We start from the raw sequence: 24,519 nt of genomic DNA on the forward strand, positions 1-24,519 counted from the left end.
CCCGCGCCCCCAACGCGCCCGTAAGAAGCCCCCAACGTCTGAAGGAACCATGCACCGATCAGCCTCGCTCCTCACCCGAGTTCTCGCCTGCGCAGCCGTCCCGGTGATCCTCACCGTCGCCGGCTGCTCCTCCGATTCGGGCAAGGCCTCGGGCTCGGACGACGGCAAGAAGTCCGATTCCTCCTCGTCCGCCAAGCCGGCCCCGAAGGTCTCGGCCCAGCTGGAGAAGGTGGCGTACTCCACGCTGCCCGACCCCTGCAAGGCGATCCAGACGAAGACCATCGAGTCGCTCGTCCCGCAGGCCAAGGACAAGAACGGCACGGCCACCAAGTCGAACGACCTGTCCAGCCGCGCCAGCTGCTCCTGGAACGGCCTCGACGAGGACGGCCTGAAGGGCTCGCAGTACCGCTGGCTGTCGATCTCCCTGGTCCGCTACGACTCGCACGCCTCGCTCGGCAGCGGCAACAAGCGCGCCACGGACCAGTACAACAAGCAGATCGAGGCGGCGAAGAAGACCGAGGGCGCGCACGACGTCAAGGCCGAGCCGGCCGGCGGGATCGGCGACGAGGGCACCTCGGTCGTCTACGGCGTGAAGAAGGACGTCGACTTCTTCAACACGACGATCCTGGTGCGCACCCAGAACGTCGCGATCACCCTCGACTACAACGGCGCCGCGTACGAGGGCGCCGGAGCCCCGGACCAGGCGAAGCTGCTCCAGGACGCGATCGTGGCGGCCAAGGAGATCGTGGCCTCGGTCGACACGGCGGGCAAGGGGCAGCCGCCGGCGCAGCCCTCGCAGCCGGCCGACCAGTCCAAGGCTCCGGAGCAGCCGCAGTCGCCGCAGCCCCAGCAGTAGGACCCGCACCAGCGCCGGCAGTAGGACCAGCAGTAGGACCGGCACCAGGACCGGCCGCTGGGCGACAGCGGGGCTGACATCCAGTCATTCGTGCAGCACCCGTACGCTGTGCCTGCCGTAGCTCGACAAGGGGAGGGGACCGCGCGTGGCCGCGATGCAGCTGACTCGTACGCACCGGATACTGATCGGTGTCGTGGTCGCCGGAGCCGTGGTCATCGCGGGGATCGGTTTCGCGGGGTCGTACTCCGCGGTGCGCGCGCTGGCGTTGCAGAAAGGCTTCGGCAGCTTCTCGCTGGTGTTCCCGATCGGCATCGACGCGGGCATCTGCGTCCTGCTGGCGCTGGACCTGCTCCTGACCTGGATCCGCATCCCCTTCCCGCTGCTGCGCCAGACGGCCTGGCTGCTGACCGCGGCGACGATCGCGTTCAACGGCGCGGCGGCCTGGCCGGACCCGCTGGGCGTGGGCATGCACGCGGTGATCCCGATCCTGTTCGTGGTCACCGTGGAGGCGGCCCGGCACGCGGTGGGCCGGATCGCGGACATCACCGCGGACCGGCACATGGAGGGCGTCCGCATCACGCGGTGGCTGCTGTCGCCCGTACCCACCTTCAAGCTGTGGCGCCGGATGAAGCTGTGGGAGCTGCGCTCCTACGAGCAGGCGGTCGGCATGGAGCAGGACCGGCTGATCTACCAGGCGCGGCTCCAGGCGCGGTACGGGCGGGCCTGGCGCCGCAAGGCTCCCGTGGAGGCGCTGATGCCGCTGCGGCTGGCCCGGATCGGCGTACCGCTGTCGCAGACGGCTCCGGAGGGTCTGGCGGCGGCGGGCATCGACCCCGCGCTGCTGCCCCCGGCCCCGTCCACCGTCTCGGCGCTCCCGCAGACCCCGGCCCTCCCCGAGACCCCGGCCCTCACGGCGGCCGAGCCCGTGGCGCAGGCCGCAGCGGGACCGGAAGCCGCGCAGGCGGCCGAGCCCGTGCAGCCGGGCCAGGCACAGCAGCAGGGCCAGCCGCAGCAGGGCCAGGCGGGCCAGGCAGGCCAGGCACAGCAGCCCGTCCGGCCCGGTCCCGCGGAGCCGGTACCGGTGGTGGCCCCGGCCCCCGCGCCCTTCGCGGTGGACCCGACGGCCATGCCGGCGGCCCACAACAGCGCCTGGTTCGCGGCGCCGCTGGCCCCGCAGGCGGCGTACGAGGGCGGCTACAACCCCCAGTACGTCGAGGGCCTGGAGCCGATCCCGGTGATGCCGCCGACCGGCCCGGACGAACAGGAGCCGCAGCAGCAGGAGCTGCCGATCCCGGCCCCGCGCCCGGACGAGGCGCGCGAAGGCGTCCTGGAGCCGGACCCGGACATCGACGAGGTGAAGTTCGCGGAGGCCGCGTACCAGGTCTTCCGCGAGTACATCGAGGAGAACGGCAAGCTCCCCAGCCCCGAGCAGGTGGACATATACCTCTCGGACCGCCACGGGATCGTGCACCCGCGCAGCTTCTCCACGATCAGCCGGATGATGCCCGACCTCAAGCAGCGCTTCCAACGCGACCTGGAGAGCGAACACATCGCGTAGCCCAGGAGACACCACCGCACACGACGCGGAAGGGCCCGCACCCCCTGGGGGTGCGGGCCCTTGCGCGTCGTACGGGCGGGTCAGACGGCCAGCAGCTTGCGCACCCGGTCCGCTCCGACGGCCAGCAGCAGCGTGGGCAGCCGCGGCCCGGTCTCCCGGGTCACGAGCAGCCGGTACAGCAGGGCGAAGAACGTCCGCTGCGCGACCTTGAGCTCCGGCGTCGGCTTGGCGTCGGGCTCCAGCCCGGCCATGACCTTCGGCACGCCGTAGACCAGGGTGGTCAGCCCGTCGAGCGACCAGTGCGAGTCGAGCCCGTCCACCAGCAGCCGCAGGGACTCGCGGCCCTCGTCGTCCAGCGAGGACAGGAGCTCCGCGTCGGGCTCCTCGCGGACCAGCGTGCGCTGGTCGGCCGGGACCTGGGTGGTGATCCAGTTCTCGGCACGGTCCAGGCGCGGCCGCACCTCGTCGAGGGAGGTCAGCGGCGTGGACGGGTCCAGGTCGCTGAGGATGCGCAGGGTCTGCTCGTCGTGGCCGGCGGTGATGTCGACGACGGACGCCAGGGTCCGGTACGGCATCGGCCTCGGGGTGCGCGGCAGTTCACCGGCGGCGGTGCGGACGGCACGGGTGTGCGCGGCCGCGTCGGCGGGCAGCACGGAACCGTCGGCGACCTTGGACTCCAGCTTGTCCCACTCGTCGTAGAGCCGCTGGATCTCCTGGTCGAAGGCGATCTTGAAGGACTGGTTCGGGCGGCGGCGCGCGTACAGCCAGCGCAGCAGCTGCGGCTCCATGATCTTCAGCGCGTCGGCCGGGGTCGGGACCCCGCCCTTGCTGGAGGACATCTTGGCCATGCCGCTGATGCCGACGAACGCGTACATCGGGCCGATCGGCTGCTCGCCGCCGAAGATGTGCACGATCTGGCCGCCGACCTGGAAGGACGAGCCGGGCGAGGAGTGGTCGACGCCGGAGGGCTCGAAGATCACGCCCTCGTAGGCCCAGCGCATGGGCCAGTCGACCTTCCAGACCAGCTTGCCGCGGTTGAACTCGCTGAGCTTGACGGTCTCGGTGAACTCGTCCTCGGTGCAGACGTAGGTCATCTCGGTCGTCTCGTCGTTGTACGAGGTGACCTTGGTGAAGTCCTTGCCGCACTCGCCGCAGTACGGCTTGTACGGGAAGTACCCGCCCTCGCCCGCGCTGCCGTCGTCCTCGGCGGCCGCGCCGGAGCCCTCGGCGGCCTCCAGCTCGGCCTCGTCGACCTGCTTCTGCTGGGGCTTCTTGCCGCCCGGCTTCTGCTTGGTGCGGTACTGGTCGAGCACGGCGTCGATGTCACCGCGGTGCTTCATCGCGAACAGCACCTGCTCGCGGTACACACCGCTCGTGTACTGCTCGGTCTGGCTGATCGGGTCGTACTCGACGCCCAGCTCGGCCAGCGCCTCGACCATGGCGGCCTTGAAGTGCTCGGCCCAGCTGCCGTACGCGGACCCGGCCGGGGCCGGGACGGCGGTCAGCGGCTTGCCGATGTGCTGGGCCCACGACTCGTCGACGCCCTCGACGCCCGCCGGGACCTTGCGGTAGCGGTCGTAGTCGTCCCACGACAGGACGTGCCGGACCTCGATGCCCCGGCGGCGGATCTCGTCCGCGACCAGGTGCGGGGTCATCACCTCGCGCAGGTTGCCCAGGTGGATCGGGCCGGAGGGGGAGAGTCCGGACGCGACGACGAGAGGTTTGCCGGGTGCTCGGCGCTCCGCCTCGGCGATGACCTCGTCCGCGAAACGGGAGACCCAGTCGGTCTCGGTGCTGCTCTGAGCCACGACACGTCCTTCTATCTCGAATGCTGGCTTCAGCCATTCTCCCAGACGGAACGAGGCACTACGGGGTTGCTCCCCGCCCTCGATATCCCGCGAAAGGGAAGGGGCGCGCGTGGGATACTCGGCACTTGTCGGAACAACCAAGTGCACCCACCGGCACAACCTCACAGGAACGGCAGCTCATGGCCTCGGTCCCTTCCCTCGCTTCTTCCGTCGATCAGCGCGTCGCGGACGCCCTCGCCTCGGCTCTGCCGGAGGCCGGTGGCGCCGACCCGCTGCTGCGACGAAGCGACCGGGCCGACTTCCAGGCCAACGGCATCCTGGCGCTCGCGAAGAAGGCCAAGGCCAACCCGCGCGAGCTCGCGACGACCGTGGTCGAGGGCATCCCGGCGGGCGGCGAGGGTGACCTGATCAAGGAGATCGAGGTCTCCGGACCCGGCTTCCTCAACATCACCGTCACCGACCGGGCGATCATCGAGACGCTGGCCGCCCGCGCCGCCGACGACCGGCTCGGCGTGCCGTACGCCGCGAACGCCGGCACCACGGTGATCGACTACGCGCAGCCGAACGTGGCCAAGGAGATGCACGTCGGCCACCTGCGGTCCGCCGTGATCGGCGCCGCGATGGTCGAGATCCTGGAGTTCACCGGCGAGAAGGTCATCCGCCGCCACCACATCGGCGACTGGGGCACCCAGTTCGGCATGCTCATCCAGTACCTCCTGGAGCACCCGCACGAGCTGGACCACAAGTCGGGCGAGGAGGTCTCCGGTGAGGAGGCCATGTCGAACCTGAACCGCCTCTACAAGGCCTCGCGCGCGCTCTTCGACTCCGACGAGGAGTTCAAGACGCGGGCCCGCGCCCGGGTCGTCGACCTCCAGGCCGGGGACGCCGAGACGCTGGCCCTGTGGCAGCGGTTCGTCGACGAGTCGAAGATCTACTTCTACTCCGTCTTCAACAAGCTGGACATGGACATCCAGGACCCGGACGTGGTCGGCGAGTCCGGCTACAACGACATGCTCGTCGAGACCTGCAAGCTGCTGGAGGACTCGGGCGTCGCCGTCCGCTCCAACGGCGCGCTCTGCGTGTTCTTCGACGAGTACAAGGGCCCGGACGGCAACCCGACCCCGCTGATCGTCCAGAAGTCGGACGGCGGCTTCGGCTACGCCGCGACCGACCTCTCCGCGATCCGCAACCGGGTGGGCGACCTGAAGGCCGACACGCTCATCTACGTCGTCGACGCCCGCCAGTCCCTCCACTTCAAGATGGTCTTCGAGACGGCCCGCCGGGCCGGCTGGCTGACCGACGGGGTCGAGGCCGTACAGCTGGCCTTCGGCACGGTCCTCGGCAAGGACGGCAAGCCCTTCAAGACCCGTGAGGGCGAGACCGTGCGGCTGGTCGACCTCCTCGACGAGGCCGTCGAGCGCGCCACGGCCGTCGTCCGCGAAAAGGACGCCGAGCGCAACCTGCTCACCGAGGAGGAGATCGTCGAGAACGGCCTCTACGTGGGCATCGGCGCGGTGAAGTACGCCGACCTGTCCACCTCCGCCGCTCGCGACTACAAGTTCGACCTGGACCAGATGGTCTCGCTGAACGGCGACACCTCGGTCTACCTCCAGTACGCCTACGCCCGGATCAAGTCCATCCTGCGCAAGGCCGCCGAGGCGGGCGACCGCTCCCCGGCCGCCCACCCGGAGCTGGAGCTGGCCCCGGCCGAGCGCGCGCTGGGCCTGCACCTGGACGGTTTCGGCGCGCTGATCGAGGAAGCGGCCGCGGACTACGCCCCGCACAAGGTCGCCGCGTACCTCTACCAGCTGTCCTCGCTGTTCACGACGTTCTACACGGAGTGCCCGGTGATCAAGCCGGAGCCGGAGCTGGTCGTGGGCGAGAACCGCCTGTTCCTGTGCGACCTCACCGCGCGCACCCTGAGCAAGGGCATGTCCCTGCTGGGCATCCGCACCCCCGAGCGCCTCTGACGCCCGCCGCGCCCCGAGCGCGGTACGAGAGCCCCCGCCGCCCGTCAGGGCCGCGGGGGTTCTTCATGCGTCGCACTCGCACCACACCACCTTCCCCGGCACCCGCGGCAGCACCCCCCACCGGTCCGCGACCGCCGCGGCCAGCAGCAGCCCGCGCCCGTGCTCGGCCCCCGCGTCCCGCGCCTCGATCCGGGGCCGCCCGCCGCCGCTGTCGTGCACCTCGACCCGGACGACGCCCTCGAAGCGCAGCAGCCGCAGCCGGTAGCCGCGGCCGGGCGGGACGCCGTGCAGCAGGGCGTTGGTGGCCAGCTCGCTCACGCAGAGCAACAGGTCGTCCCGGCGTGATGTGACATCCCACGCGTCAAGTGTCTCCGCCGTGAACTGCCTTGCGGCACGGGGTGTTTGGCGACTGCGCGGATAGAACCGCTCCCGCATCAGGGCGGGTTGAATATTCACGTTCACGGGACAATCGTCGCCCTGCGTGACTAGCGTGTGTGAGACGGCCGACCCGTACTCCTCACTGAGTACGGGTTGGTACGGCTATCACTCGGGCGCAGGTGGGGAGTTCGGTTGCATGCCACCAAGGAAAAGGGCTCGGCCCAATTCGACCGCGATGAAGATGGTCGGCGAGATGGTCGCCGTCGCCCGACTCGCCAAAGGACTGACCCAGCGCGAACTCGCCCTGGAAATCTCGATGGACATCGAGACGCTGGCCTCCATCGAGCAGGGCCGACGCGTCCTGATGCCCGATGTCGCCGAGCGGATCGACCGGATCCTGGGGCTGCCCGGGATACTGACGGTCGCCGCGAACAAGATGCCCGAGGTCGACAGCATCCCGCCGTGGGCCGAGGAGTACATGGAGCGCGAGCTGGAGGCCCTCGCCCTGTCCTGGTACGACACGCTCACCGTGCCGGGGCTGCTCCAGACCGAGGAGTACGCGCGCGCGGTCCTAGGCTGCCGCGTCCCCTACCACGGGGAGGAGTGGATCGAGCTCCAGACCGCCCGCCGCATCAAGCGCCAGGAGATACTGCGCCGCCCGGCCCCGCCCACCCTCAGCTTCGTGATCTGGGAGGCCGCCCTGCGCGACCGGATCGGCGGTGACGCGGTCCACCGGGAGCAGGTCCGGCATCTGCGCGCCTGCGCCGACCGCCCGGGCATCGCCCTCCAGGTACTGCGTCTGGGCATCACCGCCCACGCCGGCCTCGACGGCCCGTTCACCCTGCTGGAGACCCCCGAGCACCAGCACCTGGCCTACTCGGAAACCCAGCGTGGCAGCATCCTCGTTCGCGACCCGAATGAGGTCAGCATCCTCACCCAGAAGTATGCGATGCTGCGGTCCCAGGCCCTCAACTTCGATGAGACGAGGGACCTGTTGGACCGGCTGCTAGGAGAGCGATGAGCACCGAACTCGTGTGGTTCAAGTCCAGCTACAGCGGCAGCGAGGGCGGCCAGTGCCTGGAAGTGGCCGTCGCCTGGCACAAGTCGAGCTACAGCGGTGACGAGGGCGGCGCCTGCGTCGAGGTGGCCACCTGCAACTGCGCCGCCGGCCAGGTGCACGTACGGGACTCCAAGGTCCCGCACGGTCCCACCCTCTCCCTGGCCCCCGGGGCCTGGGCCCGGCTGACGGACTGGGTCGGCGGATAGCTCCTGCCCGGGCCGCCTCCCTGTGACGCGGCCCACAGGAACGTTCCCCGTTCCCGCTTCCTCCTTGGGGTGTTGGCCTTCACCACCCCAGGGGGAGCACGCATGAACGTCACCACCCGCCGCCGCACCGGAACCGCGCTGGCCGCCCTGCTGGCCGTAGACGGCCTGGCGCACCTGTACTGGGCCACCGGGCAGACCTGGCCCGCCTCCGACGAGCGGGCCCTGTCGCTGGCCGTGCTCGGCATGGAGGTGTCCTTCGCCCCGCCGGTCGTGCTGCCGCTCGCCGCGATCACCCTCACCGGCGCCGCCGCCGTACTCGCGCACGCCCGCGGCCGGGGCGGCCCCGCCACCCGCCTGGTGACCGCCGCCGTCGCGGCCGGGCTGGCCGTCCGCGGGCTCGCGGGCCTGGGCTGGGCGGCCGGGGTGCTCGACACCCCCGAGGGCCCCTTCTCCGCGCTGAACCTCGCCCTCTACACCCCCGCCTGCCTCGGCTTCGGCTGGGCCGCCGCCCGGCTGGCGCGCGCCCGGTGACCCCGGCCGAACGCGATCGCGGGGTCGCGCTCGCACGGGCCGCCCGCGCCGGGAACACCCTGGCGCTGCACGACCTCCTCGACCACCTCACCCCGTACATCGCCCGCATCTGCACCCCGATCGCCCTGTCCGACGGCCCCGACGCCACCCAGGAGGCGCTGATCGCGGTCTTCAAGGCCCTGCGCTCGCTGCGGGACCCGGAGACCCTGTACGGCTGGGTGCGGGCCATCGCGGTCCGCGAGGCGGTGCGCATCGCCCGCCGCGCGGCCCGGGCGCGCCCCGCCGAGCTGCCCGACGTACCCGGACGCGGCGATCCGCAACTGGCCGCCGACATCGACGACGTACTGGCCCGGCTCTCCCCGGACCACCGGGCCGTCCTGGTGCTGCGGGACGTGGAGGGCCTGGACGAGGAGTCCGCCGCGGCCCTCCTCGGGGTGGCGCCCGGCACCGCCAAGTCCCGGCTGCACCGGGCCCGTACGAGCTTCCGGAAGGCGTGGTTCTCATGACAGTGGACGAGGTCGGGCGACTGCGGATCATGGCCGCCGGCGTGCCCGGGGCACGGGTGGTCGAGCAGGTCCTGCCGGCCGAACCGGCCGCCGTGTGGGCGGTGATGGGCGACCTGGAAGGCGAGTTCGGCCGCTTCCAGCCGGACATGCGCGGCGTGCGCGTGCTCCGGGTGACCGGCGACCGCGTCGAGGCGCTGGCCCGCAGCAAGTACGGGCTGCGCGCCCACTTCCGCGGGGTGCTGCGCCCCGGCTGGTGCTGGCTCCAGAGCCGGTTCCTGATCATCGGCATGGCCGCGGCCCCCGAGCCGGGCGGCGGCACCCGGGTGGCCCTGACGGGCGGGGTACGGGTGCCCGGCCGCGCGGCGATCGTCCCGGTCGGGGCGGCTTCGGAGCTGGCCCGGGCGATGTCCCGGCTCGCGGCCCGCGTGGACCGGGCGGAGGGCCGCTGAGCCTCTGACCAGGAGCGGGAGCCCCCGCATGCGGGCCGGCGCACCCGGTGGAATAGTGATGATCGGGTGGGGCATCGGGGTCACGTCTTCCGCCGGGGCAGCAGGCAGTGCCGCAGCTCCGGATCTCCGGTCTTTTGGACCGTCTGAAGCAAGGAGAAGCCCATGCGCAAGAAGATCATCGTGTCCGCACTCGCGGCGGCGACGGCCTTCGGCGGGTGGACCGCGGCCGCCGCCCCGGCGGCCGGCGCGGCGGTGGCAGCCGTGCCCGGCGCCACCTGCATGGTGACCGAAGGCCCTGGTGGCCGCTTCGGCGTGTCGGGCAACGGATTCAAAGCGGGCGAAAAAGTCATCGTGCAGAGCCTGCGGGGCTCCACGAGGCGCGTGACCCAGGCGATCAGCGGAGGATTCTTCGAGGTCACCGGGATGCCGAACGACAACTACCGCGTCGTGGCGAGAAGCGGCACCGCGCTCTGCCGGAAGTTCGTCCCGAACAACGACGACGACGGCGCCATCACCTGCACGGTGACCAAGGGCCCGGGACAAACGTACGGCGTGTCCGGCAGGGGGTTCCCGGAGGCCGAGACGGTCACGCTGAAGAACTCCAAGGGCGCCGTCGTGGACACATTCGTGACGATCAAGGACGGCTTCTTCGAGTTCACCGGCGTCCCCAACGACACGTACACCGTCACCTCGAAGTTCGCCCATGTGACCTGCCCCAAGGCCGCCGCTTAGGCCGCCGCTTAGGCCGCCGCTTAGGCCGCCGGGGGCAACGCCCCGGCCCAGGGCCCGTCTTCCGGATCAGGCGATCCGGAAGACGGGCCCTAGCCCTCGTCGGAGCGGCGCGCCACCAGCGCCGCCAGCCCGTCCAGCAGCCGCTCCAGCCCGAACCGGAACGCGAAGTCCGGGTCGCCGGGACCGGCGGACGGGCTCAGGGCCCCGGATTCCAGCAGCCGGGTCAGCGCGGGGTGCCGCTCGGGGTCGGTGAGCAGGGCGAGGGTGTTGGCGTAGCGGCCGATGACCTGGTCGGGGGCGATCCCGCTCTTGACGATGGCGTCGATCATGTCGGCGGTCAGGGTGGCCTCGTTGCGGACGAAGCCGCCGACGAGGGTGAGCACGGCCAGCTTCTCGCCCTCGTGCAGCCCGGTGCCGCCGAGCGCGGCCAGGCCCCGCTCCATCCAGGCGACCTGGTTCGGGCTCGCGGGCGGCGCGGTGATGGGGATCCGCAGCAGCCAGGTGTTGCGGTGGAGCAGTTCGCGCTGCTGCCAGGCCCAGGCGGACAGCGCCTCGCGCCAGCCCTGTTCCCCCTCGGGCAGCGGGGGCGGGGTCCCGGATCCGGTGTCGGCCATGAGGATGTACAGCTCCTCCTTGGCGGCCACGTACCGGTACAGCGACATGGTGGAGACGCCGAGTTCCTTGGCGACCCGTCCCATCGACACCGCTTCCACGCCCTCGCGGGCGGCGAGCCCGATGGCCGCTTCGACGATCCGGTCCAGGCTCAGTCCGGGCCGCGGGCCCTTGCCGGGGCGTTCGCGCAGGCCCCAGGCCGTTTCCAGGCTGGCCGGGAGTCCGGTCCCACCACCGGTGCTCTCCGGGTCCCTCGCCATCGTGCTCCTCGTACTCGGTACCTGGTTGACCGCCATCCTAGTTCTGTGTATTACTTACGCAGAAGAGCGTAAGGCATACGCAGAAGGAGAAGGGAGTGTGGGCCCATGCCCGCAACCACCCCCGGCAGCCGCGGCCCCGCCATCCAGGCGACCGCCCTCACCAAGTCCTACGGGGAACTCCGCGTCCTCGACGGCATCGACCTCGCCGTCCCCCGGGGCAGCGTCCTGGCCCTCCTCGGCCCCAACGGCGCGGGCAAGACCACCACCGTCCGGATCCTCGCCACCCTCACCGCCGCCGACTCCGGCAGCGCGCGCGTGGCCGGCCACGACATCACCGCCGACCGCGCCCGCGTCCGCCGCGCGATCAGCCTCACCGGCCAGTTCACCGCCCTCGACGAACTCCAGACCGGCGCCGAGACCCTGCGCATGACCGGCCGCCTCACCGGCCTCGCGCCCGCCGCCGCCCGCAGCCGCGCCGACGAGCTCCTCACCCGCTTCGGCCTCGCCGACGCCGCCGGCCGCCTGGTCAAGACGTACTCGGGCGGCATGCGCCGCCGCCTCGACCTCGCCGCGGGCCTGGTGGCCCGCCCCGAGGTGCTGTTCCTCGACGAGCCCACCACCGGCCTCGACCCGCGCAGCCGCCAGGAGTTGTGGGACTGCGTACGGGAACTGCGCGCCGACGGCACCACCGTCCTGCTCACCACCCAGTACCTGGAGGAGGCCGACCGGCTCGCCGACCGCGTCGCCGTCATCGACTCCGGCCGCCTCGTCGCCGAAGGCACCGCCGCCGAGCTGAAGTCCCGCGTCGCGGACCACCGCCTCGACCTCGTCCTGAGCAGCCGCGCCGCCTACGACCACCTCGCACCGCGCGCGGTCCACCACGCCCCGCACGACCTGACCCTCGGCATCCCGACGGACGGCAGCGCCCACCACGTCCGCGCCCTGCTCGACGAACTCGACCCCGACCGCGAACGCGTCGACCGCTTCACCGTCACCAGCGCCACCCTCGACGACGTCTTCCTGGCCCTGACCGGGGCCGAGGCCGGGGCCGGCCCCCGGGAAGGAGCCCTGCTGTGACCACCGCCGCCACGATGGCCGCCCGAAGCCTGCGCATCAGCCGCCGCAACCCGGAAGCGCTGGTCACCGCGCTGATGCTGCCCGTGATGCTGATGCTGATCTTCGTCTACTTCTTCGGCGGGGCGATCGACACCGGCACCGCGTACGTGACCTACGTGGTCCCCGGCGCCATGCTGCTCTGCGCGGGATTCGGCGCGGCCGGCACCGCCGTCAGCGTCACCCTGGACATGGAGAGCGGCGCGGTCGACCGCTTCCGCTCCCTGGACGTCGGCGGCGTCCCGATCCTGGCGGGCCACGTGACCGCGTCCGTGCTGCGCAACCTGCTCTCGACCGGCCTCGTCCTGCTGGTCGCCCTCGCGATCGGGTTCCGCCCGCAGGCCGGCCCGGCCGGCTTCCTCGCCGCGCTCGGGCTCCTGGTCGCCTACATCACCGCGATCTCCTGGCTGGCGGCCGCCCTGGGGCTGCTCGCGCGCACCCCGGAGGCGGCCGGAGGCTTCACGTTCCTGATGATGTTCCTGCCGTACCCGAGCAGCGCGTTCGTCCCCATCGACACCATGCCGAGCTGGCTGCACGGCTTCGCCGGGCACCAGCCGCTGACCCCGGTGATCGAATCCCTGCGCGGGCTGCTGCTGGCGCAGCCGACGGGGAACACCCCCTGGGTGGCGCTGACCTGGTGCGCGGCCATCGGGGCCGGCGCGGTGTGCCTCACCGGGCTGCTGTTCCGCCACCGGACGCGCTGAGGGGCGCCCGGACGCGGCGGAGGCGTCCGCCGCTGCTCTCGCGGACGCCCCCGCCGGTCCTGCCGGCCGTGCCGGTCAGCGGTTGAGCGGGTACGAATGCCGTCCGGTGGCCTCGTCGATCTCCGAGTGCGCCTTCTGCAGCATCTGGGACGCGAGGTCCATCATCGCCCGGGCCCCGGCGATCTCCTCGCCGACCCGGAGCTGGTCCGGGTCGGAAGGATGGCGCATCGCGTAACCGTGCGCCCTGATCTCGGAGCCGTCACCGAGCCGTACCAGGGCCGCCGCACTGGTCCGGTTGCCCTCCTCGGTGAATTCGAGCTCCACGTGCCATCCGACGAGTGTGGACATGGTGCATCACCTCCAGATCGCCCTAGACCTCCAGAGTGCGCCTGTCCGCGCCCGACCGCGACCGCCCGCTCGACACCCCCGAGCGCCCGGCGCAGGATGAAGAAAGGGGGCAGGCGGCTCGCGGAGCCGCCCCGGCCTTACGGGAGTCACCTCATGCACCGACGTACGCAACGCACGCGACGCACCCTGATCACCTCGCTCCTCGCGTCCTCGGTCGCCCTCGGCGGCGCCGCCTTCCTCGCACCGTCCGCCCTCGCCGCGGTGCCCGCCGCGAGCTGCACCGTCACCCCCGCGGCCAACGGCATGTCCGTCACCATCACCGGGGAGGGCCTCGACGCCCCCCGCAAGCTCAACGACGGCCAGACCACCGAAGACCTGAACGTGGACGCGAACGGCAACTTCAAGGTGACCCGCTTCCAGAAGAACGTCGACTACACCGTTCTCGCCGTCAACGAGAACCAGTCCTTCGCCTTCCTGAACTGCAAGGTCGGAGCCGCCAAGCCTCCTCCGCCCTCCAAGCCGCAGGCCACCCAGCCCGCGACCCCCCAGGACACGAGGCAGCAACGGCGGGACTTCCAGCAGGGCTTCGCGAACGGCTACCGGGAAGCGAGCGCGGCAGAAAGGGTGAACTGCCACCAGCGTCCCCAGGCCGCCAAGACCGCGGACCACAGCACCACCTACTGGAACGGCTGGCAGGCCGGAGCCGACCAGGCCGTCAGGCGCCTCGGCTGCTAGCGGCCCGGCGCCCGGCAAACCCGCCCCGCCTCAGCCCTCGCGGCGCAGCCACTGGGCGACCTCGGTCGCCCAGTAGGTCAAGATCGTGTCCGCGCCCGCGCGCTTGATCCCCAGCAGCGTCTCCAGGATGGCCCGGTCCCGCTCCACCCAGCCGCGCTCGGCAGCCGCCTCGATCATCGCGTACTCGCCGCTGATCTGGTACGCGGCCACCGGCACGTCCACCGCCTGCGCGACCCGGTACAGGATGTCCAGGTACGGGCCCGCCGGCTTGACCATCACCATGTCGGCGCCCTCCTCCAGGTCCAGCGCCAGCTCCCGCAGCGACTCCCGGGCGTTCGCCGGATCCTGCTGGTAGGACTTGCGGTCACCCTGGAGCGAGGACGCCACGGCCTCCCGGAAGGGCCCGTAGAACGCCGACGTGTACTTCGCCGTGTACGCCAGGATCGACACGTCCTCGTGGCCCGTCTCGTCCAGCGCGTCGCGGATCACGCCCACCTGGCCGTCCATCATCCCGCTCGGCCCCACGACGTGGACGCCCGCGTCGGCCTGCACCTGCGCCATCTCCGCGTACCGCTCCAGCGTGGCGTCGTTGTCCACCCGCCCGTGCTCGTCCAGCACACCGCAGTGGCCGTGGTCGGTGTACTCGTCCAGGCACAGGTCCGACATGATCACCAGGTCGTCGCCGACCTCGGCCTTCACATCGCGGATCGCGAGCTGCAGGATCCCGTCGGGCTCGGTGCCCGCGGTACCCCGCGCGTCCTTGTTCTCGTCCGCCGGGACCCCGAAGAGCATGATCCCCGCGACGCCGGCCGACACCGCCTCCGCAGCGGCCTTGCGCAGCGTGTCCCGGCTGTGCTGGACGACCCCCGGCATCGCCGAGATCGCGATCGGCTCGCTGATCCCCTCCCGTACGAACGCCGGGAGGATCAGGTCCGAGGGGTGCAGCCGGTTCTCCGCGACCATCCGCCGCATCGCCGGGGTGGTGCGCAGCCGACGGGGCCGCGAGCCGGGGAAGGATCCGTACGCGCTCATCTTCAGTCGCCTCTTCGAGCATCGAGAACAGTCAGGAACAGCGTAGGGCCCGGGCGCTCGCGCACCCGGGCCCCACCCCTGAACCGCTCAGGTCACGTCAGATCACGTCACGTCGTACGGCGTCTGCGCGCACCCGGCCGCCGCTCGCTCGGCCGCGCCACCGACTCGCCGGCTTCCTTGGCCGCCTCGCGGCGCGCCGCACCGTACTCGGCCAGCGCCTCCGCCAGCTTCGACACCGAGGGCTCCGGAGACAGCACGTCGACCCGCAGGCCGTGCTCCTCCGCCGTCTTGGCCGTCGCCGGCCCGATGCACGCGATGACGGTCACGTTGTGCGGCTTCCCGGCGATGCCCACCAGGTTCCGCACGGTGCTCGACGAGGTGAACAGCACGGCGTCGAAGCCACCGCCCTTGATCGCCTCGCGGGTGTCCGCCGGCGGCGGCGACGCGCGCACGGTCCGGTAGGCGGTGACGTCGTCGACCTCCCACCCGAGCTCTATCAGGCCCGCGACCAGCGTCTCCGTCGCGATGTCGGCACGCGGCAGGAAGACGCGGTCGATCGGGTCGAAGACCGGGTCGTACGGCGGCCAGTCCTCCAGCAGACCGGCGGCCGACTGCTCGCCACTGGGCACCAGGTCCGGCTTGACGCCGAACTCCACCAGCGCGGCCGCGGTCTGCTCGCCCACCGCGGCGACCTTGATGCCCGCGAAGGCACGGGCGTCCAGCCCGTACTCCTCGAACTTCTCCCGGACGGCCTTCACGGCGTTCACCGAGGTGAAGGCGATCCACTCGTAGCGGCCCGTCACCAGACCCTTGACCGCCCGCTCCATCTGCTGCGGGGTGCGCGGCGGCTCGACGGCGATCGTCGGCACCTCGTGCGGCACCGCGCCGTAGGAACGCAGCTGGTCGGAGAGCGAGGCGGCCTGCTCCTTGGTGCGCGGTACGAGCACCCGCCAGCCGAACAGCGGCTTCGACTCGAACCAGGCCAGCTCCTCGCGCCGCGCGGCGGCGCCGTGCTCACCGACCACGGCTATGACCGGCCGCGAGCCCTCCGGCGAGGGCAGTACCTTGCCCTGCTTGAAGACCTGGGCGATCGTCCCGAGCGTCGCGCTCCACGTCCGCTGGCGCGTCGTGGTGCCGGCCACCGTCACGGTCAGCGGGGTGTCGGGCTTGCGCCCGGCCGACACCAGCTCGGCGGCGGCCGCGGACACGGTCTCCAAGGTGGCGGAGACGACGAGGATCCCGTCGCTCGTGCCGACCTCGCTCCAGCAGCGCGCCGAGGCGTTGCGCGCGTCGACGAACCGCACGTCGGCGCCCAGCTTGCCGCTCAGCGGGACACCCGCGTACGCGGGCACGCCGACGGCGGTCGCCACACCGGGCACCACCTCGAAGGGGATGCCCTCGGTCGCGCAGACCAGCATCTCCTCGGCGGCGTTCCCGTCCAGGCCGGGGTCGCCCGTGACGGCGCGCACCACCCGCCTGCCGGACCGCGCGGCCTCCATGACAAGATTGGCGGCGTCACGGATCACCGGCACCCCGGCGGCCGTTGACGCCTCGTCAGCGATCGTCAGCTGCGGCGTGTCGACACCCGCACGCGCATGGGTGCGTACGACCTCGAGCACCTCGGGCTCCGCGATCAGTACGTCCGCGGCGGCGAGCGCCTCGACGGCGCGCAGCGTCAGCAGACCCGGGTCACCCGGGCCGGCACCGAGGAAGGTGACGTGCCCGTGGGCGGCGACCGCCGGAAAAGCGGAGGTGGTGGGACGTGAGGGGTTCAAAGGGATCGCTCCCCCATCAGACCGGCCGCGCCCTTGGCCAGCATCTCGTCCGCGAGTTCGCGGCCGAGCGCCATGGCTTCGTCGTGAGACTGGGGCACGGGACCGGTGGTGGACAGCTGTACGAGAGTCGAGCCGTCGAGCGTTCCGACGACACCACGCAGGCGCATTTCATTGACAATCTGCCCGTCGGCCAGAAGGTCGGCGAGCGCGCCCACGGGGGCGCTGCAGCCGGCCTCCAGGGCGGCGAGCAGGGACCGCTCGGCGGTCACGGCGGCCCGGGTGTACGGGTCGTCGAGTTCGCCGAGGGCAGCGATGAGGTCCGTGTCGGACGCGAGGCATTCCACGGCCAGGGCACCCTGGCCGGGGGCGGGCAGCACGTTGTCCACGGACAGCAGGTCGGTCGCCTCGTCACCGCGGCCGATCCGGTTGAGCCCGGCGGCGGCGAGCACGACGGCGTCCAGCTCACCGTCGCGCACGTACCCGATCCGGGTGTCGACGTTCCCGCGGATCGGGACCGTCTCGACGACCTTGCCCAGGCTCTTGGCGTACGCGTTGAGCTGCGCCGTGCGCCGCGGCGAACCGGTACCGATCCGCGCGCCGTCGGGCAGCTGCTCGAAGGTCAGGCCGTCGCGGGCGACGAGCGCGTCGCGCGGGTCCTCCCGCTGCGGCATGGCCGCGATGACCAGCTCCTCGGGCTGCGCGGTCGGCAGGTCCTTCAGCGAGTGCACGGCGAAGTCGACCTCGCCCCGCACGAGGGCGTCGCGCAGGGCCGTGACGAACACCCCGGTACCGCCGATCTGCGCGAGGTGCTCGCGGGACACGTCACCGTAGGTCGTGATCTCCACGAGCTCGACGGGCCGGCCGGTGACCGCCCGTACCGCCTCGGCGACGTGCCCGGACTGCGACATGGCCAGCTTGCTGCGTCGCGTGCCAAGCCGGAGGGGCTGGTCGGGACGTGTGTTCATGATGCCCGTCCTGGGTCGTCGTTCTTCGGATCGGCCGCGTCCGCCCGGCTGACGGAGGCCACCGTCTGAGGGTCGAGGTCGAAGAGTTCACGCAGCGCCTCGGCGTACCCGGCGCCGCCGGGCTCGCTCGCGAGCTGCTTGACGCGCACGGTCGGCGCGTGCAGGAGCTTGTCGACGACACGGCGGACGGTCTGAGTGACCTCGGCCCGCTGCCGTTCGTCGAGATCGGGGACCCGCCCGTCGAGCCGGGCCACTTCCATGGCCACGACCTCCGCGGCCATGGCGCGCAGCGCGACGACCGTGGGCGTGATGTGCGCGGCGCGCTGGGCCGCTCCGAACGCGGCGACCTCCTCCGCGACTATCCCGCGTACGGCGTCCACGTCGGCGGCCATCGGCGCGTCGGCGGAGGCCTCGGCGAGGGACTCGATGTCCACGAGCCGCACCCCGGGGATGCGGTGCACGGCGGCGTCGATGTCCCGGGGCATGGCCAGGTCGAGCAGCGCGAGCCGGACCGGCAGGACGTCCACCTGGCTGCGGGCCCCCTTGCGGGGCTGCCGCTGCGCGGTGGCCTCGCCCTGGTCGGCCCAGGTGCCGTGCAGTTCGAGGGAGTTGGCGTCGACGCCGGTCAGCGCGGAACGCCCCTCGGGCGCCACCGGGCAGCCGTCGGCCTCGGCAGGAGCGCTGATGACCCGTACGGCCCCGGCATCGGCGAGCCTGCGCCCGCCTTCGGCGGCGGCGACGAGCCGGGCGAGTACGTCCCGGTCCAGCCCGGCCGCGTCCGCGGTGTCCGGCCCGGCCGGCGTCTGGGGCCCGGGGTCCGGGGCGAAGCCCCCGGCCACGGCGCCGCCCACGTCCTCGCCGGTCAGCACCAGCCCGGTCGCGCCCGTACAGGAGACGACCACGTCGACTCGTGTCAGCTCCCGGGCCACCGAAGCCATCGGCACGGCCCTGGCCGCCACCCCGGTGCCCGAGGCAACCAGAATCTCGGCCAAACGCTCCGCCCGCTCGCCGGTCCGGTTCGCCACGACGATCTCGGCGACGCCGACCCGCGCCAGTGTCGCGGCGGCCAGCGAGGACATCGACCCGGCGCCGATCACCAGCGCCCGCTTGCCCGCGGCCCACTTCTCCACCGGCTCGTGCACGGCCAGCTGCTCCAGGCCGAACGTCACCAGCGACTGCCCGGCCCGGTCGATCCCGGTCTCGGAGTGCGCCCGCTTGCCGACCCGCAGCGCCTGCTGGAACAGGTCGTTGATCAGCCGGCCCGCCGTGTGCAGCTCCTGCCCCAGCGCCAGCGCGTCCTTGATCTGCCCGAGGATCTGCCCCTCGCCGACGACCATGGAGTCCAGCCCGCACGCCACCGAGAACAGGTGGTGCACCGCCCGGTCCTCGTAGTGCACGTACAGGTACGGGGTGAGCTCCTCCAGAGCCACGCCGCTGTGCTGCGCGAGCAGCGTCGACAGCTCGGCGACGCCCGCGTGGAACTTGTCCACGTCGGCGTACAGCTCGATGCGGTTGCAGGTGGCGAGCACGGCCGCCTCCGCCGCCGGCTCGGCGGCGAGGGTGTCGTGCAGCAGCTTGACCTTGGCATCGGCGGACAGGGAGGCCCGCTCCAGCACGCTGACGGGCGCGCTGCGGTGGCTCAGCCCTACGACGAGCAGACTCATGCCGGCATCACCGCCGGAACGTCGCCCTCGGGGTTGCCCTTGCGCGCCGCGGCGGCGGCCCGGCCGGCCGGCGGTACGACGGCGGCGGTCGGCGCGGCTCCGGTGCCCGTACCCGCGGGGCCCTCGGAAACCGCGGCACCCGCGCCCGGGGCGGACCCGTCGGCGGCAGCGGCGGCAGCCGCTTCCTCCCCGGCCTTGCGCTGCTCGTGGAAGGCGAGGATCTGCAGCTCGATCGACAGGTCGACCTTGCGCACGTCCACGCCCTCGGGCACCGACAGCACGGTCGGCGCGAAGTTCAGGATGGAGGTGACACCGGCGGCGATCAGCCGCTCGCTCACCTGCTGCGCGGCGCCGGCCGGGGTCGCGATGACCCCGATCGAGACGCCGTTCTCCTCGATGATCTTCTCCAGGTCATCGGTGTGCTGCACCGGCATCCCGGCGACCGGCCTTCCGGCCATCGCGGGGTCGGCGTCGATGAGCGCCGCGACGCGGAACCCGCGCGCGGAGAAGCCGCCGTAGTTGGCGAGGGCCGCGCCGAGGTTGCCGATGCCGACGATGACGACCGGCCAGTCCTGGGTCAGCCCGAGCTCGCGGGAGATCTGGTAGACGAGGTACTCGACGTCGTAGCCGACCCCGCGGGTGCCGTAGGAGCCGAGGTACGAGAAGTCCTTGCGCAGCTTCGCGGAGTTGACTCCGGCGGCGGCCGCGAGCTCCTCGGAGGACACCGTGGGGACCGATCGCTCGGAGAGCGCGGTGAGTGCGCGCAAGTACAGCGGAAGCCGGGCGACAGTGGCCTCGGGAATACCTCGGCTGCGGGTCGCCGGTCGGTGAGTTCGGCCAGTTGCCACGATGCTCCTGCGGGATGAGCGGGGCTGCAGGCGGTCACTTGTCCCAAGACCGCCCCGTCGAATGCAGGCTATGTCTTTGTGAACGCGTGCACAAAGATTGTGTCCGCTTTGTCCGAGCAAAGTGACCGGGGTCACGCGGGCCGGGCGTCCAGGGCCGGAACCAGGAACGGGCCGAACCCGTTCAAATCCCGAGGGGGGCAAAGCGGTACACACTCCTCATCGATACGCCCCCGAGTCCCCACAAATCGCCCATGATGGTAACCGGCCGGGGGGTCAGCCCTCCAATGCCCGGCGCAGCCGGTCAGGATTCACCCTCCAGAACGTGTGCTGTTCGCCGTCCACCAGCACCACCGGAATCTGCTCCCAGTACAGCCGGTGGAGCTCCTCGTCCTGCGAGATGTCCTTCTTCTCCCATTGCGCTCCGGTCTCGGCGCAGACCTTCTCGACCACAAGCTGGGCGTCATCGCAGAGATGGCACCCCGGCTTCCCGATGAGCGTGACCATCCGCTCGCCGGGACGCTTCTTTTCCTTACGACGCAGCAAAGGACTCATGTCCTCATTGTCCCGCGCCGCCGCCACCCCTCCCCCGCCCCTGCCCGGCCCCCGCCCCGGCCCCCGGCCCCCGGCCCTTGGCCGGCCGGCGGGCCCCGGCCCGGCTTCCGGTTCCGAAGAGTTCACGCCCGCGTTTCCCATCGGTTCGAGAACTCCCGAACACAATGGCTATGCTCGCGTCATGGCCGCTCTGGGATGGCTCACCCCCCGTAGGCGCTCCGCGACCGCGCGGAGCGTGCTGGCAGGCGAGGCCTCGGCCGAGGCAGCGCGCAAGACCGCTCAGGCCGAAGCGCCACCCTTCACGGAGGCCGCGGAGCCGACGCCCGACGCACTCGCCGCCACCCCGGGCGCGGAAGCCCCCGAGGAGCCGCAGGCGCCCGCCGAGCCCGAGTTCCCGGTGCCCGGCGACGACCTCGCCGCCGCCTTCTTCGACCTCGACAACACCGTCATGCAGGGCGCCGCGATCTTCCACTTCGGCCGCGGCCTCTACAAGCGCGAGTTCTTCCGGCGCCGCGAGCTCGCCCGCTTCGCCTGGCAGCAGGCCTGGTTCCGGCTCGCCGGCGTCGAGGACCCCGAGCACATGCAGGACGCCCGCGACAGCGCGCTGTCCATCGTCAAGGGCCACAAGGTCTGCGAACTCATGGCGATCGGCGAGGAGATCTACGACGAGTACATGGCGGAGCGGATCTGGCCGGGCACCCGCGCCCTGGCCCAGGCCCACCTCGACGCCGGCCAGAAGGTCTGGCTCGTCACGGCCGCCCCCGTCGAAACCGCCACGATCATCGCGCGCCGCCTCGGCCTGACCGGAGCGCTGGGCACCGTCGCCGAGTCCGTGGACGGCGTCTACACCGGCCGGCTGGTCGGCGAACCGCTGCACGGCCCCGCCAAGGCCGAGGCCGTCCGCGCCCTGGCCACCGCCGAGGGCCTGGACCTCGACCGCTGCGCCGCGTACAGCGATTCGCACAACGACATCCCGATGCTGTCCCTGGTCGGACATCCGTACGCGATCAATCCCGATACAAAACTGCGCAAGCATGCCCGCGCACACGACTGGCGGCTGCGCGACTATCGGACCGGCCGCAAGGCCGTGAAGGTCGGCGTCCCGGCCGCAGCCGGGGTCGGCGCGATCGCCGGCGGCGCGGCGGCCGCCGTCGCCCTGCACCGCCGCCGCAAGTAGCCTCCCGCGCCCCCGGCGCCCCTTTCCCGGCCTGCGCCGCAGCCCTCCGGCGCCCGCCGGGGGGCTTCTCGCGCGCTCCCGGCCCGCTGCCCCAAGGGCATTCCCGCAGCCTTACCCGCGCGTCCGGCGCGGCACTCGCGCATGCCCGACCCGGTCGCGAGCCACGGTGGAAGCTTCCATTCCGCGCATCCAACCGATCAAGAATCGATCACCATCTGCGACTGAATATGCCCTCGACACGCAACAGAAGTGTCGGAACCGGTGATTTGAGCAACTGGGTGTAGCGCTGCCTGTACGAAGCGTTATTCTCCTCAAACGCATGCCACCGCCCATCTGTCGCCACGACGGGTGAACGGTCCCGCACTGCACGTGATGGAAGCTCTGCCTCTGGGAGTCCCGTGTACCCACCTGTCGGGGTTGACGCCTCGGGCCTGGCTACGCTGCGCGCAACGGTCCTCGACCACCTGCGTGGCTTCGTCCCCACCGCGTACGCCGTCCCCGCCTTCGCCGCCGCGGTCCCTGCCGGCCTCGGCCCGGCCGGTCCTTGCTATGCCCTGACCGACGGCGGAGCGACGGTGGGCAGACGAGGCCGCGCGGGCGGAGGATCGAGCAGCACCGCCACCGGCACGAGCGCGCCGGCCGCCCGCCGCCCCACGGCGGACAGCGACCAGGCCCGCATGATGGACCTGGTCGAACGCGCCCAGGCCGGCGAGGCCGAGGCCTTCGGCCGGCTCTACGACCAGTACAGCGACACGGTGTACCGCTACATCTACTACCGCGTCGGCGGCAAGGCGACCGCGGAGGATCTCACCAGCGAGACCTTCCTGCGCGCGCTGCGCCGCATCTCCACCTTCACCTGGCAGGGCCGCGACTTCGGGGCCTGGCTCGTGACGATCGCGCGCAACCTGGTGGCGGACCACTTCAAGTCCAGCCGTTTCCGGCTGGAGGTCACCACCGGCGAGATGCTCGACGCCAACGAGGTGGAGCGCAGCCCCGAGGACTCGGTCCTGGAGTCCCTCTCCAACGCGGCCCTCCTGGAAGCCGTACGGAAACTCAACCCACAGCAGCAGGAGTGCGTGACCCTGCGCTTCCTCCAGGGCCTGTCGGTCGCCGAGACGGCCCGGGTCATGGGGAAGAACGAGGGGGCCATCAAAACGCTCCAGTACCGGGCGGTCCGCACGCTCGCCCGCCTGCTCCCCGACGACGCCCGCTGACCGCGGCCCTACTCACACCCCGTAACCCCTGTCGATGACTCCGATGACGCTGTGGTCCGATCATCCTTCGTCCGTAACCCAAGTGCCGCGCCGCTCGTTGTGCGGAATGCAGGCTCCCTGTGGACACGCCCTGCCCGAAGCCGCTCACTCGAAAGTGTGGATGTGCTCAAGGAAGGCAACCTTCCGGACACCTTGGGGAGTCGATCGTCATGACGAGAGGAGGTGCCGCCAGTGATCGCGAACGTGACTCCGCACCGGCGGGCGAACGCCTTCGCCCAGGCCCTGGAGGATCGGACCCCGTCCGACCTTTCGGAACCGGACCCGGCGGCCGAGCAGTCCGAGGCACCTGCCGAACCTGCCGACCACGACCGGTTGTTGGCCCTGGCGAGCGTACTCGGCGAAAGAATGCCGCGCCCGGTGCTGGACCCCGAGGTCAAAGTGGTGCAACGAGCCCAGCTCGTCGCCGCCATGGAGGCCATGGTGATGGAAGAGAGGGCCGGAGGCGCAGCCGCCGACCCTCTGGTGCCCGAACAGCGGACCGGCCGCGGCGCCCACCGGGCGAACTCGCTCCGGAAATTGCGGCCCCGCTCCCGCTGGTCCAAGGGCATCGCAGCGGGTGGCCTCACCGTGGGTGTGGCCGCCGGGGCCTTCAGCGGAGTGGCCGCTGCCAGCACGGACGCCCTGCCCGGTGACTCCCTCTACCCGATCAAACGGGGCATGGAGGACCTGAAGCTGGGCATGGCCGACGAGGATTCGGACCGGGGCGAGCTCTACCTGGACCAGGCCTCGAACCGGCTGTCCGAGGCCCGCAGGCTGATGGAGCGGGGCCGGACGGGCGTACTGGACCACGAGTCCCTGGGCGAGATCCGCCGAGCACTGGCGGGCATGAAGCACGATGCGGCGGAGGGCCACCGGCTCCTCCAGGCGGCGTACGAACGGGACGGCTCACTCGCCCCGATCCAGACGCTGTCGTCGTTCTCCCGCTCGCACCGCGACGCGTGGGGCCGGCTCCGGGAGAAGCTCCCGGCGCAGCTCACCGACGTCGGGGGCGAGGTGGAGTCGGTCTTCCAGGCCATAGACGATGACGTGGCGCCGCTCCAGGGCCTGCTGCCGAAGCCACCGGAGCAGACCCGCGGCTCCCCCGGCACCTCGGCGAAGCCCAGCGCTCCCGCCGGAAAGCAGCACTCCGCACCCCCGTCAGGTGCCCCGGCGGCGTCTCCCCCGAGCACGCCGGCTCCGGGCACCACCAAGCCTCCCGCCCCCGGCGGCGGGCTCCTGGGCGGTACGGGCGACCTGCTGCACCCGCCGACGCAGGGCCAGTCGGCCCCGCCCCCGGCGGCCACTCCGGATCTCCCGAAGCCGGACATCACCCTCCCGCCGCTCCTCCCCGGCCTGCTCCCGGGCCTGGGCATCCAGGCGGAGGACGCCGAGTAGTACCGCAGGACACGGTGCGGGCGGGGCCATCC

25 protein-coding genes are annotated in these 24,519 nt (G+C 71.9%); 15 read left to right on the top strand and 10 right to left on the bottom strand.

The window, feature by feature from the left end; all coding sequences use genetic code 11:
* Nucleotides 1-49: 49 nt before the first annotated feature.
* On the top strand, nucleotides 50-856 hold the full coding sequence (locus ACZ4TG_RS20755) for a DUF3558 family protein (protein WP_468164770.1): 807 nt from the start codon (nucleotides 50-52) through the stop codon (nucleotides 854-856).
* A 145-nt stretch (nucleotides 857-1,001) separates the two neighbouring features.
* The gene (locus ACZ4TG_RS20760; protein WP_468164772.1) at nucleotides 1,002-2,414 is read left to right on the top strand and encodes a DUF2637 domain-containing protein; all 1,413 of its coding nucleotides are present in this window, start codon (nucleotides 1,002-1,004) and stop codon (nucleotides 2,412-2,414) included.
* 80 nt (nucleotides 2,415-2,494) lie between these two features.
* On the opposite strand, the gene lysS is transcribed toward ACZ4TG_RS20760, so the two are convergent.
* On the bottom strand, nucleotides 2,495-4,222 hold the full coding sequence (lysS, locus tag ACZ4TG_RS20765) for a lysine--tRNA ligase (RefSeq protein WP_468164774.1): 1,728 nt from the start codon (nucleotides 4,220-4,222) through the stop codon (nucleotides 2,495-2,497).
* 179 nt (nucleotides 4,223-4,401) lie between these two features.
* Between lysS and argS the strand changes: the two genes are divergently transcribed.
* Complete coding sequence (argS, locus tag ACZ4TG_RS20770) at nucleotides 4,402-6,192, top strand: arginine--tRNA ligase (RefSeq protein ID WP_468164776.1); 1,791 nt, start codon at nucleotides 4,402-4,404, stop codon at nucleotides 6,190-6,192.
* 63 nt (nucleotides 6,193-6,255) lie between these two features.
* Here argS and ACZ4TG_RS20775 read toward each other — a convergent pair whose 3' ends face one another.
* Nucleotides 6,256-6,627, bottom strand: coding sequence for an ATP-binding protein (locus ACZ4TG_RS20775; protein WP_468164869.1), 372 nt, complete (start codon nucleotides 6,625-6,627; stop codon nucleotides 6,256-6,258).
* A gap of 178 nt (nucleotides 6,628-6,805) precedes the next feature.
* Between ACZ4TG_RS20775 and ACZ4TG_RS20780 the strand changes: the two genes are divergently transcribed.
* The 6 genes from ACZ4TG_RS20780 (at nucleotide 6,806) to ACZ4TG_RS20805 (ending at nucleotide 10,054) form a co-directional block, all read left to right on the top strand.
* Nucleotides 6,806-7,591, top strand: coding sequence for a helix-turn-helix domain-containing protein (locus ACZ4TG_RS20780; RefSeq protein ID WP_468164778.1), 786 nt, complete (start codon nucleotides 6,806-6,808; stop codon nucleotides 7,589-7,591).
* Nucleotides 7,588-7,836 (top strand): DUF397 domain-containing protein, encoded by a 249-nt coding sequence (locus ACZ4TG_RS20785; RefSeq protein WP_468164780.1) that lies wholly within the window; start codon nucleotides 7,588-7,590, stop codon nucleotides 7,834-7,836. The genes ACZ4TG_RS20780 and ACZ4TG_RS20785 overlap by 4 nt, the downstream gene beginning before the upstream one ends.
* A gap of 102 nt (nucleotides 7,837-7,938) precedes the next feature.
* Nucleotides 7,939-8,367 carry a DUF3995 domain-containing protein gene (locus tag ACZ4TG_RS20790; protein WP_468164782.1) on the top strand — a complete coding sequence of 143 codons (429 nt, stop codon included), beginning with the start codon at nucleotides 7,939-7,941 and terminating at the stop codon, nucleotides 8,365-8,367.
* Nucleotides 8,364-8,873, top strand: a complete 510-nt coding sequence (locus ACZ4TG_RS20795; protein WP_468164784.1) for an RNA polymerase sigma factor — start codon at nucleotides 8,364-8,366, stop codon at nucleotides 8,871-8,873. The genes ACZ4TG_RS20790 and ACZ4TG_RS20795 overlap by 4 nt, the downstream gene beginning before the upstream one ends.
* Nucleotides 8,870-9,322 (top strand): hypothetical protein, encoded by a 453-nt coding sequence (locus tag ACZ4TG_RS20800; protein ID WP_468164786.1) that lies wholly within the window; start codon nucleotides 8,870-8,872, stop codon nucleotides 9,320-9,322. Before ACZ4TG_RS20795 ends, ACZ4TG_RS20800 begins: the two co-directional genes overlap by 4 nt.
* Nucleotides 9,323-9,484: 162 nt before the next feature.
* On the top strand, nucleotides 9,485-10,054 hold the full coding sequence (locus tag ACZ4TG_RS20805) for a hypothetical protein (protein WP_468164788.1): 570 nt from the start codon (nucleotides 9,485-9,487) through the stop codon (nucleotides 10,052-10,054).
* Nucleotides 10,055-10,143: 89 nt separating this feature from the next.
* On the opposite strand, the gene ACZ4TG_RS20810 is transcribed toward ACZ4TG_RS20805, so the two are convergent.
* A complete protein-coding gene (locus ACZ4TG_RS20810; RefSeq protein ID WP_468164790.1) occupies nucleotides 10,144-10,926 on the bottom strand; it encodes a TetR/AcrR family transcriptional regulator in 783 nt (260 codons plus the stop codon).
* Between the two features lie 105 nt (nucleotides 10,927-11,031).
* Here ACZ4TG_RS20810 and ACZ4TG_RS20815 point away from each other — a divergent pair, with 105 nt between their 5' ends.
* Nucleotides 11,032-12,003, top strand: coding sequence for an ATP-binding cassette domain-containing protein (locus ACZ4TG_RS20815; protein ID WP_468164792.1), 972 nt, complete (start codon nucleotides 11,032-11,034; stop codon nucleotides 12,001-12,003).
* A 14-nt stretch (nucleotides 12,004-12,017) separates the two neighbouring features.
* Nucleotides 12,018-12,743: an ABC transporter permease gene (locus ACZ4TG_RS20820; RefSeq protein WP_468164871.1), complete on the top strand. Its 726-nt coding sequence runs from the start codon at nucleotides 12,018-12,020 to the stop codon at nucleotides 12,741-12,743.
* Nucleotides 12,744-12,818: 75 nt separating this feature from the next.
* Here ACZ4TG_RS20820 and ACZ4TG_RS20825 read toward each other — a convergent pair whose 3' ends face one another.
* Nucleotides 12,819-13,091 (bottom strand): DUF1876 domain-containing protein, encoded by a 273-nt coding sequence (locus ACZ4TG_RS20825; protein ID WP_468164794.1) that lies wholly within the window; start codon nucleotides 13,089-13,091, stop codon nucleotides 12,819-12,821.
* Between the two features lie 153 nt (nucleotides 13,092-13,244).
* On the opposite strand from ACZ4TG_RS20825, the gene ACZ4TG_RS20830 reads away from it, so the two are divergent.
* Entirely contained in the window at nucleotides 13,245-13,826 is a 582-nt protein-coding gene (locus ACZ4TG_RS20830; protein WP_468164796.1) for a hypothetical protein, read from the top strand.
* 30 nt (nucleotides 13,827-13,856) lie between these two features.
* Here the strand turns inward: ACZ4TG_RS20830 and hemB are convergent, their stop codons facing one another.
* From hemB to ACZ4TG_RS20860, 6 genes are all read right to left on the bottom strand, one after another.
* Nucleotides 13,857-14,858, bottom strand: coding sequence for a porphobilinogen synthase (gene hemB, locus ACZ4TG_RS20835; protein ID WP_468164798.1), 1,002 nt, complete (start codon nucleotides 14,856-14,858; stop codon nucleotides 13,857-13,859).
* A 107-nt stretch (nucleotides 14,859-14,965) separates the two neighbouring features.
* Nucleotides 14,966-16,633: a bifunctional uroporphyrinogen-III C-methyltransferase/uroporphyrinogen-III synthase gene (locus ACZ4TG_RS20840; RefSeq protein WP_468164800.1), complete on the bottom strand. Its 1,668-nt coding sequence runs from the start codon at nucleotides 16,631-16,633 to the stop codon at nucleotides 14,966-14,968.
* Nucleotides 16,630-17,598: a hydroxymethylbilane synthase gene (gene hemC / locus ACZ4TG_RS20845; protein WP_468164802.1), complete on the bottom strand. Its 969-nt coding sequence runs from the start codon at nucleotides 17,596-17,598 to the stop codon at nucleotides 16,630-16,632. The genes ACZ4TG_RS20840 and hemC overlap by 4 nt, the downstream gene beginning before the upstream one ends.
* Nucleotides 17,595-19,262, bottom strand: a complete 1,668-nt coding sequence (locus tag ACZ4TG_RS20850; RefSeq protein WP_468164804.1) for a glutamyl-tRNA reductase — start codon at nucleotides 19,260-19,262, stop codon at nucleotides 17,595-17,597. The genes hemC and ACZ4TG_RS20850 overlap by 4 nt, the downstream gene beginning before the upstream one ends.
* Nucleotides 19,259-20,110 carry a redox-sensing transcriptional repressor Rex gene (locus ACZ4TG_RS20855; protein WP_468164806.1) on the bottom strand — a complete coding sequence of 284 codons (852 nt, stop codon included), beginning with the start codon at nucleotides 20,108-20,110 and terminating at the stop codon, nucleotides 19,259-19,261. Before ACZ4TG_RS20855 ends, ACZ4TG_RS20850 begins: the two co-directional genes overlap by 4 nt.
* 273 nt (nucleotides 20,111-20,383) lie before the next feature.
* Nucleotides 20,384-20,662, bottom strand: coding sequence for a glutaredoxin family protein (locus tag ACZ4TG_RS20860; protein WP_468164808.1), 279 nt, complete (start codon nucleotides 20,660-20,662; stop codon nucleotides 20,384-20,386).
* Between the two features lie 181 nt (nucleotides 20,663-20,843).
* Between ACZ4TG_RS20860 and ACZ4TG_RS20865 the strand changes: the two genes are divergently transcribed.
* The 3 genes from ACZ4TG_RS20865 to ACZ4TG_RS20875 all read left to right on the top strand — a co-directional run bounded on the left by ACZ4TG_RS20865 (nucleotide 20,844) and on the right by ACZ4TG_RS20875 (nucleotide 24,487).
* Nucleotides 20,844-21,839 (top strand): HAD family hydrolase, encoded by a 996-nt coding sequence (locus tag ACZ4TG_RS20865; RefSeq protein WP_468164810.1) that lies wholly within the window; start codon nucleotides 20,844-20,846, stop codon nucleotides 21,837-21,839.
* A 398-nt stretch (nucleotides 21,840-22,237) separates the two neighbouring features.
* Nucleotides 22,238-23,053, top strand: a complete 816-nt coding sequence (locus ACZ4TG_RS20870) for an ECF subfamily RNA polymerase sigma factor, BldN family (protein WP_468164813.1) — start codon at nucleotides 22,238-22,240, stop codon at nucleotides 23,051-23,053.
* Nucleotides 23,054-23,284: 231 nt separating this feature from the next.
* Entirely contained in the window at nucleotides 23,285-24,487 is a 1,203-nt protein-coding gene (locus tag ACZ4TG_RS20875; protein ID WP_468164815.1) for a DUF5667 domain-containing protein, read from the top strand.
* Nucleotides 24,488-24,519: the final 32 nt, after the last annotated feature.

This window comes from Streptomyces sp. NPDC028314 (assembly GCF_055565795.1).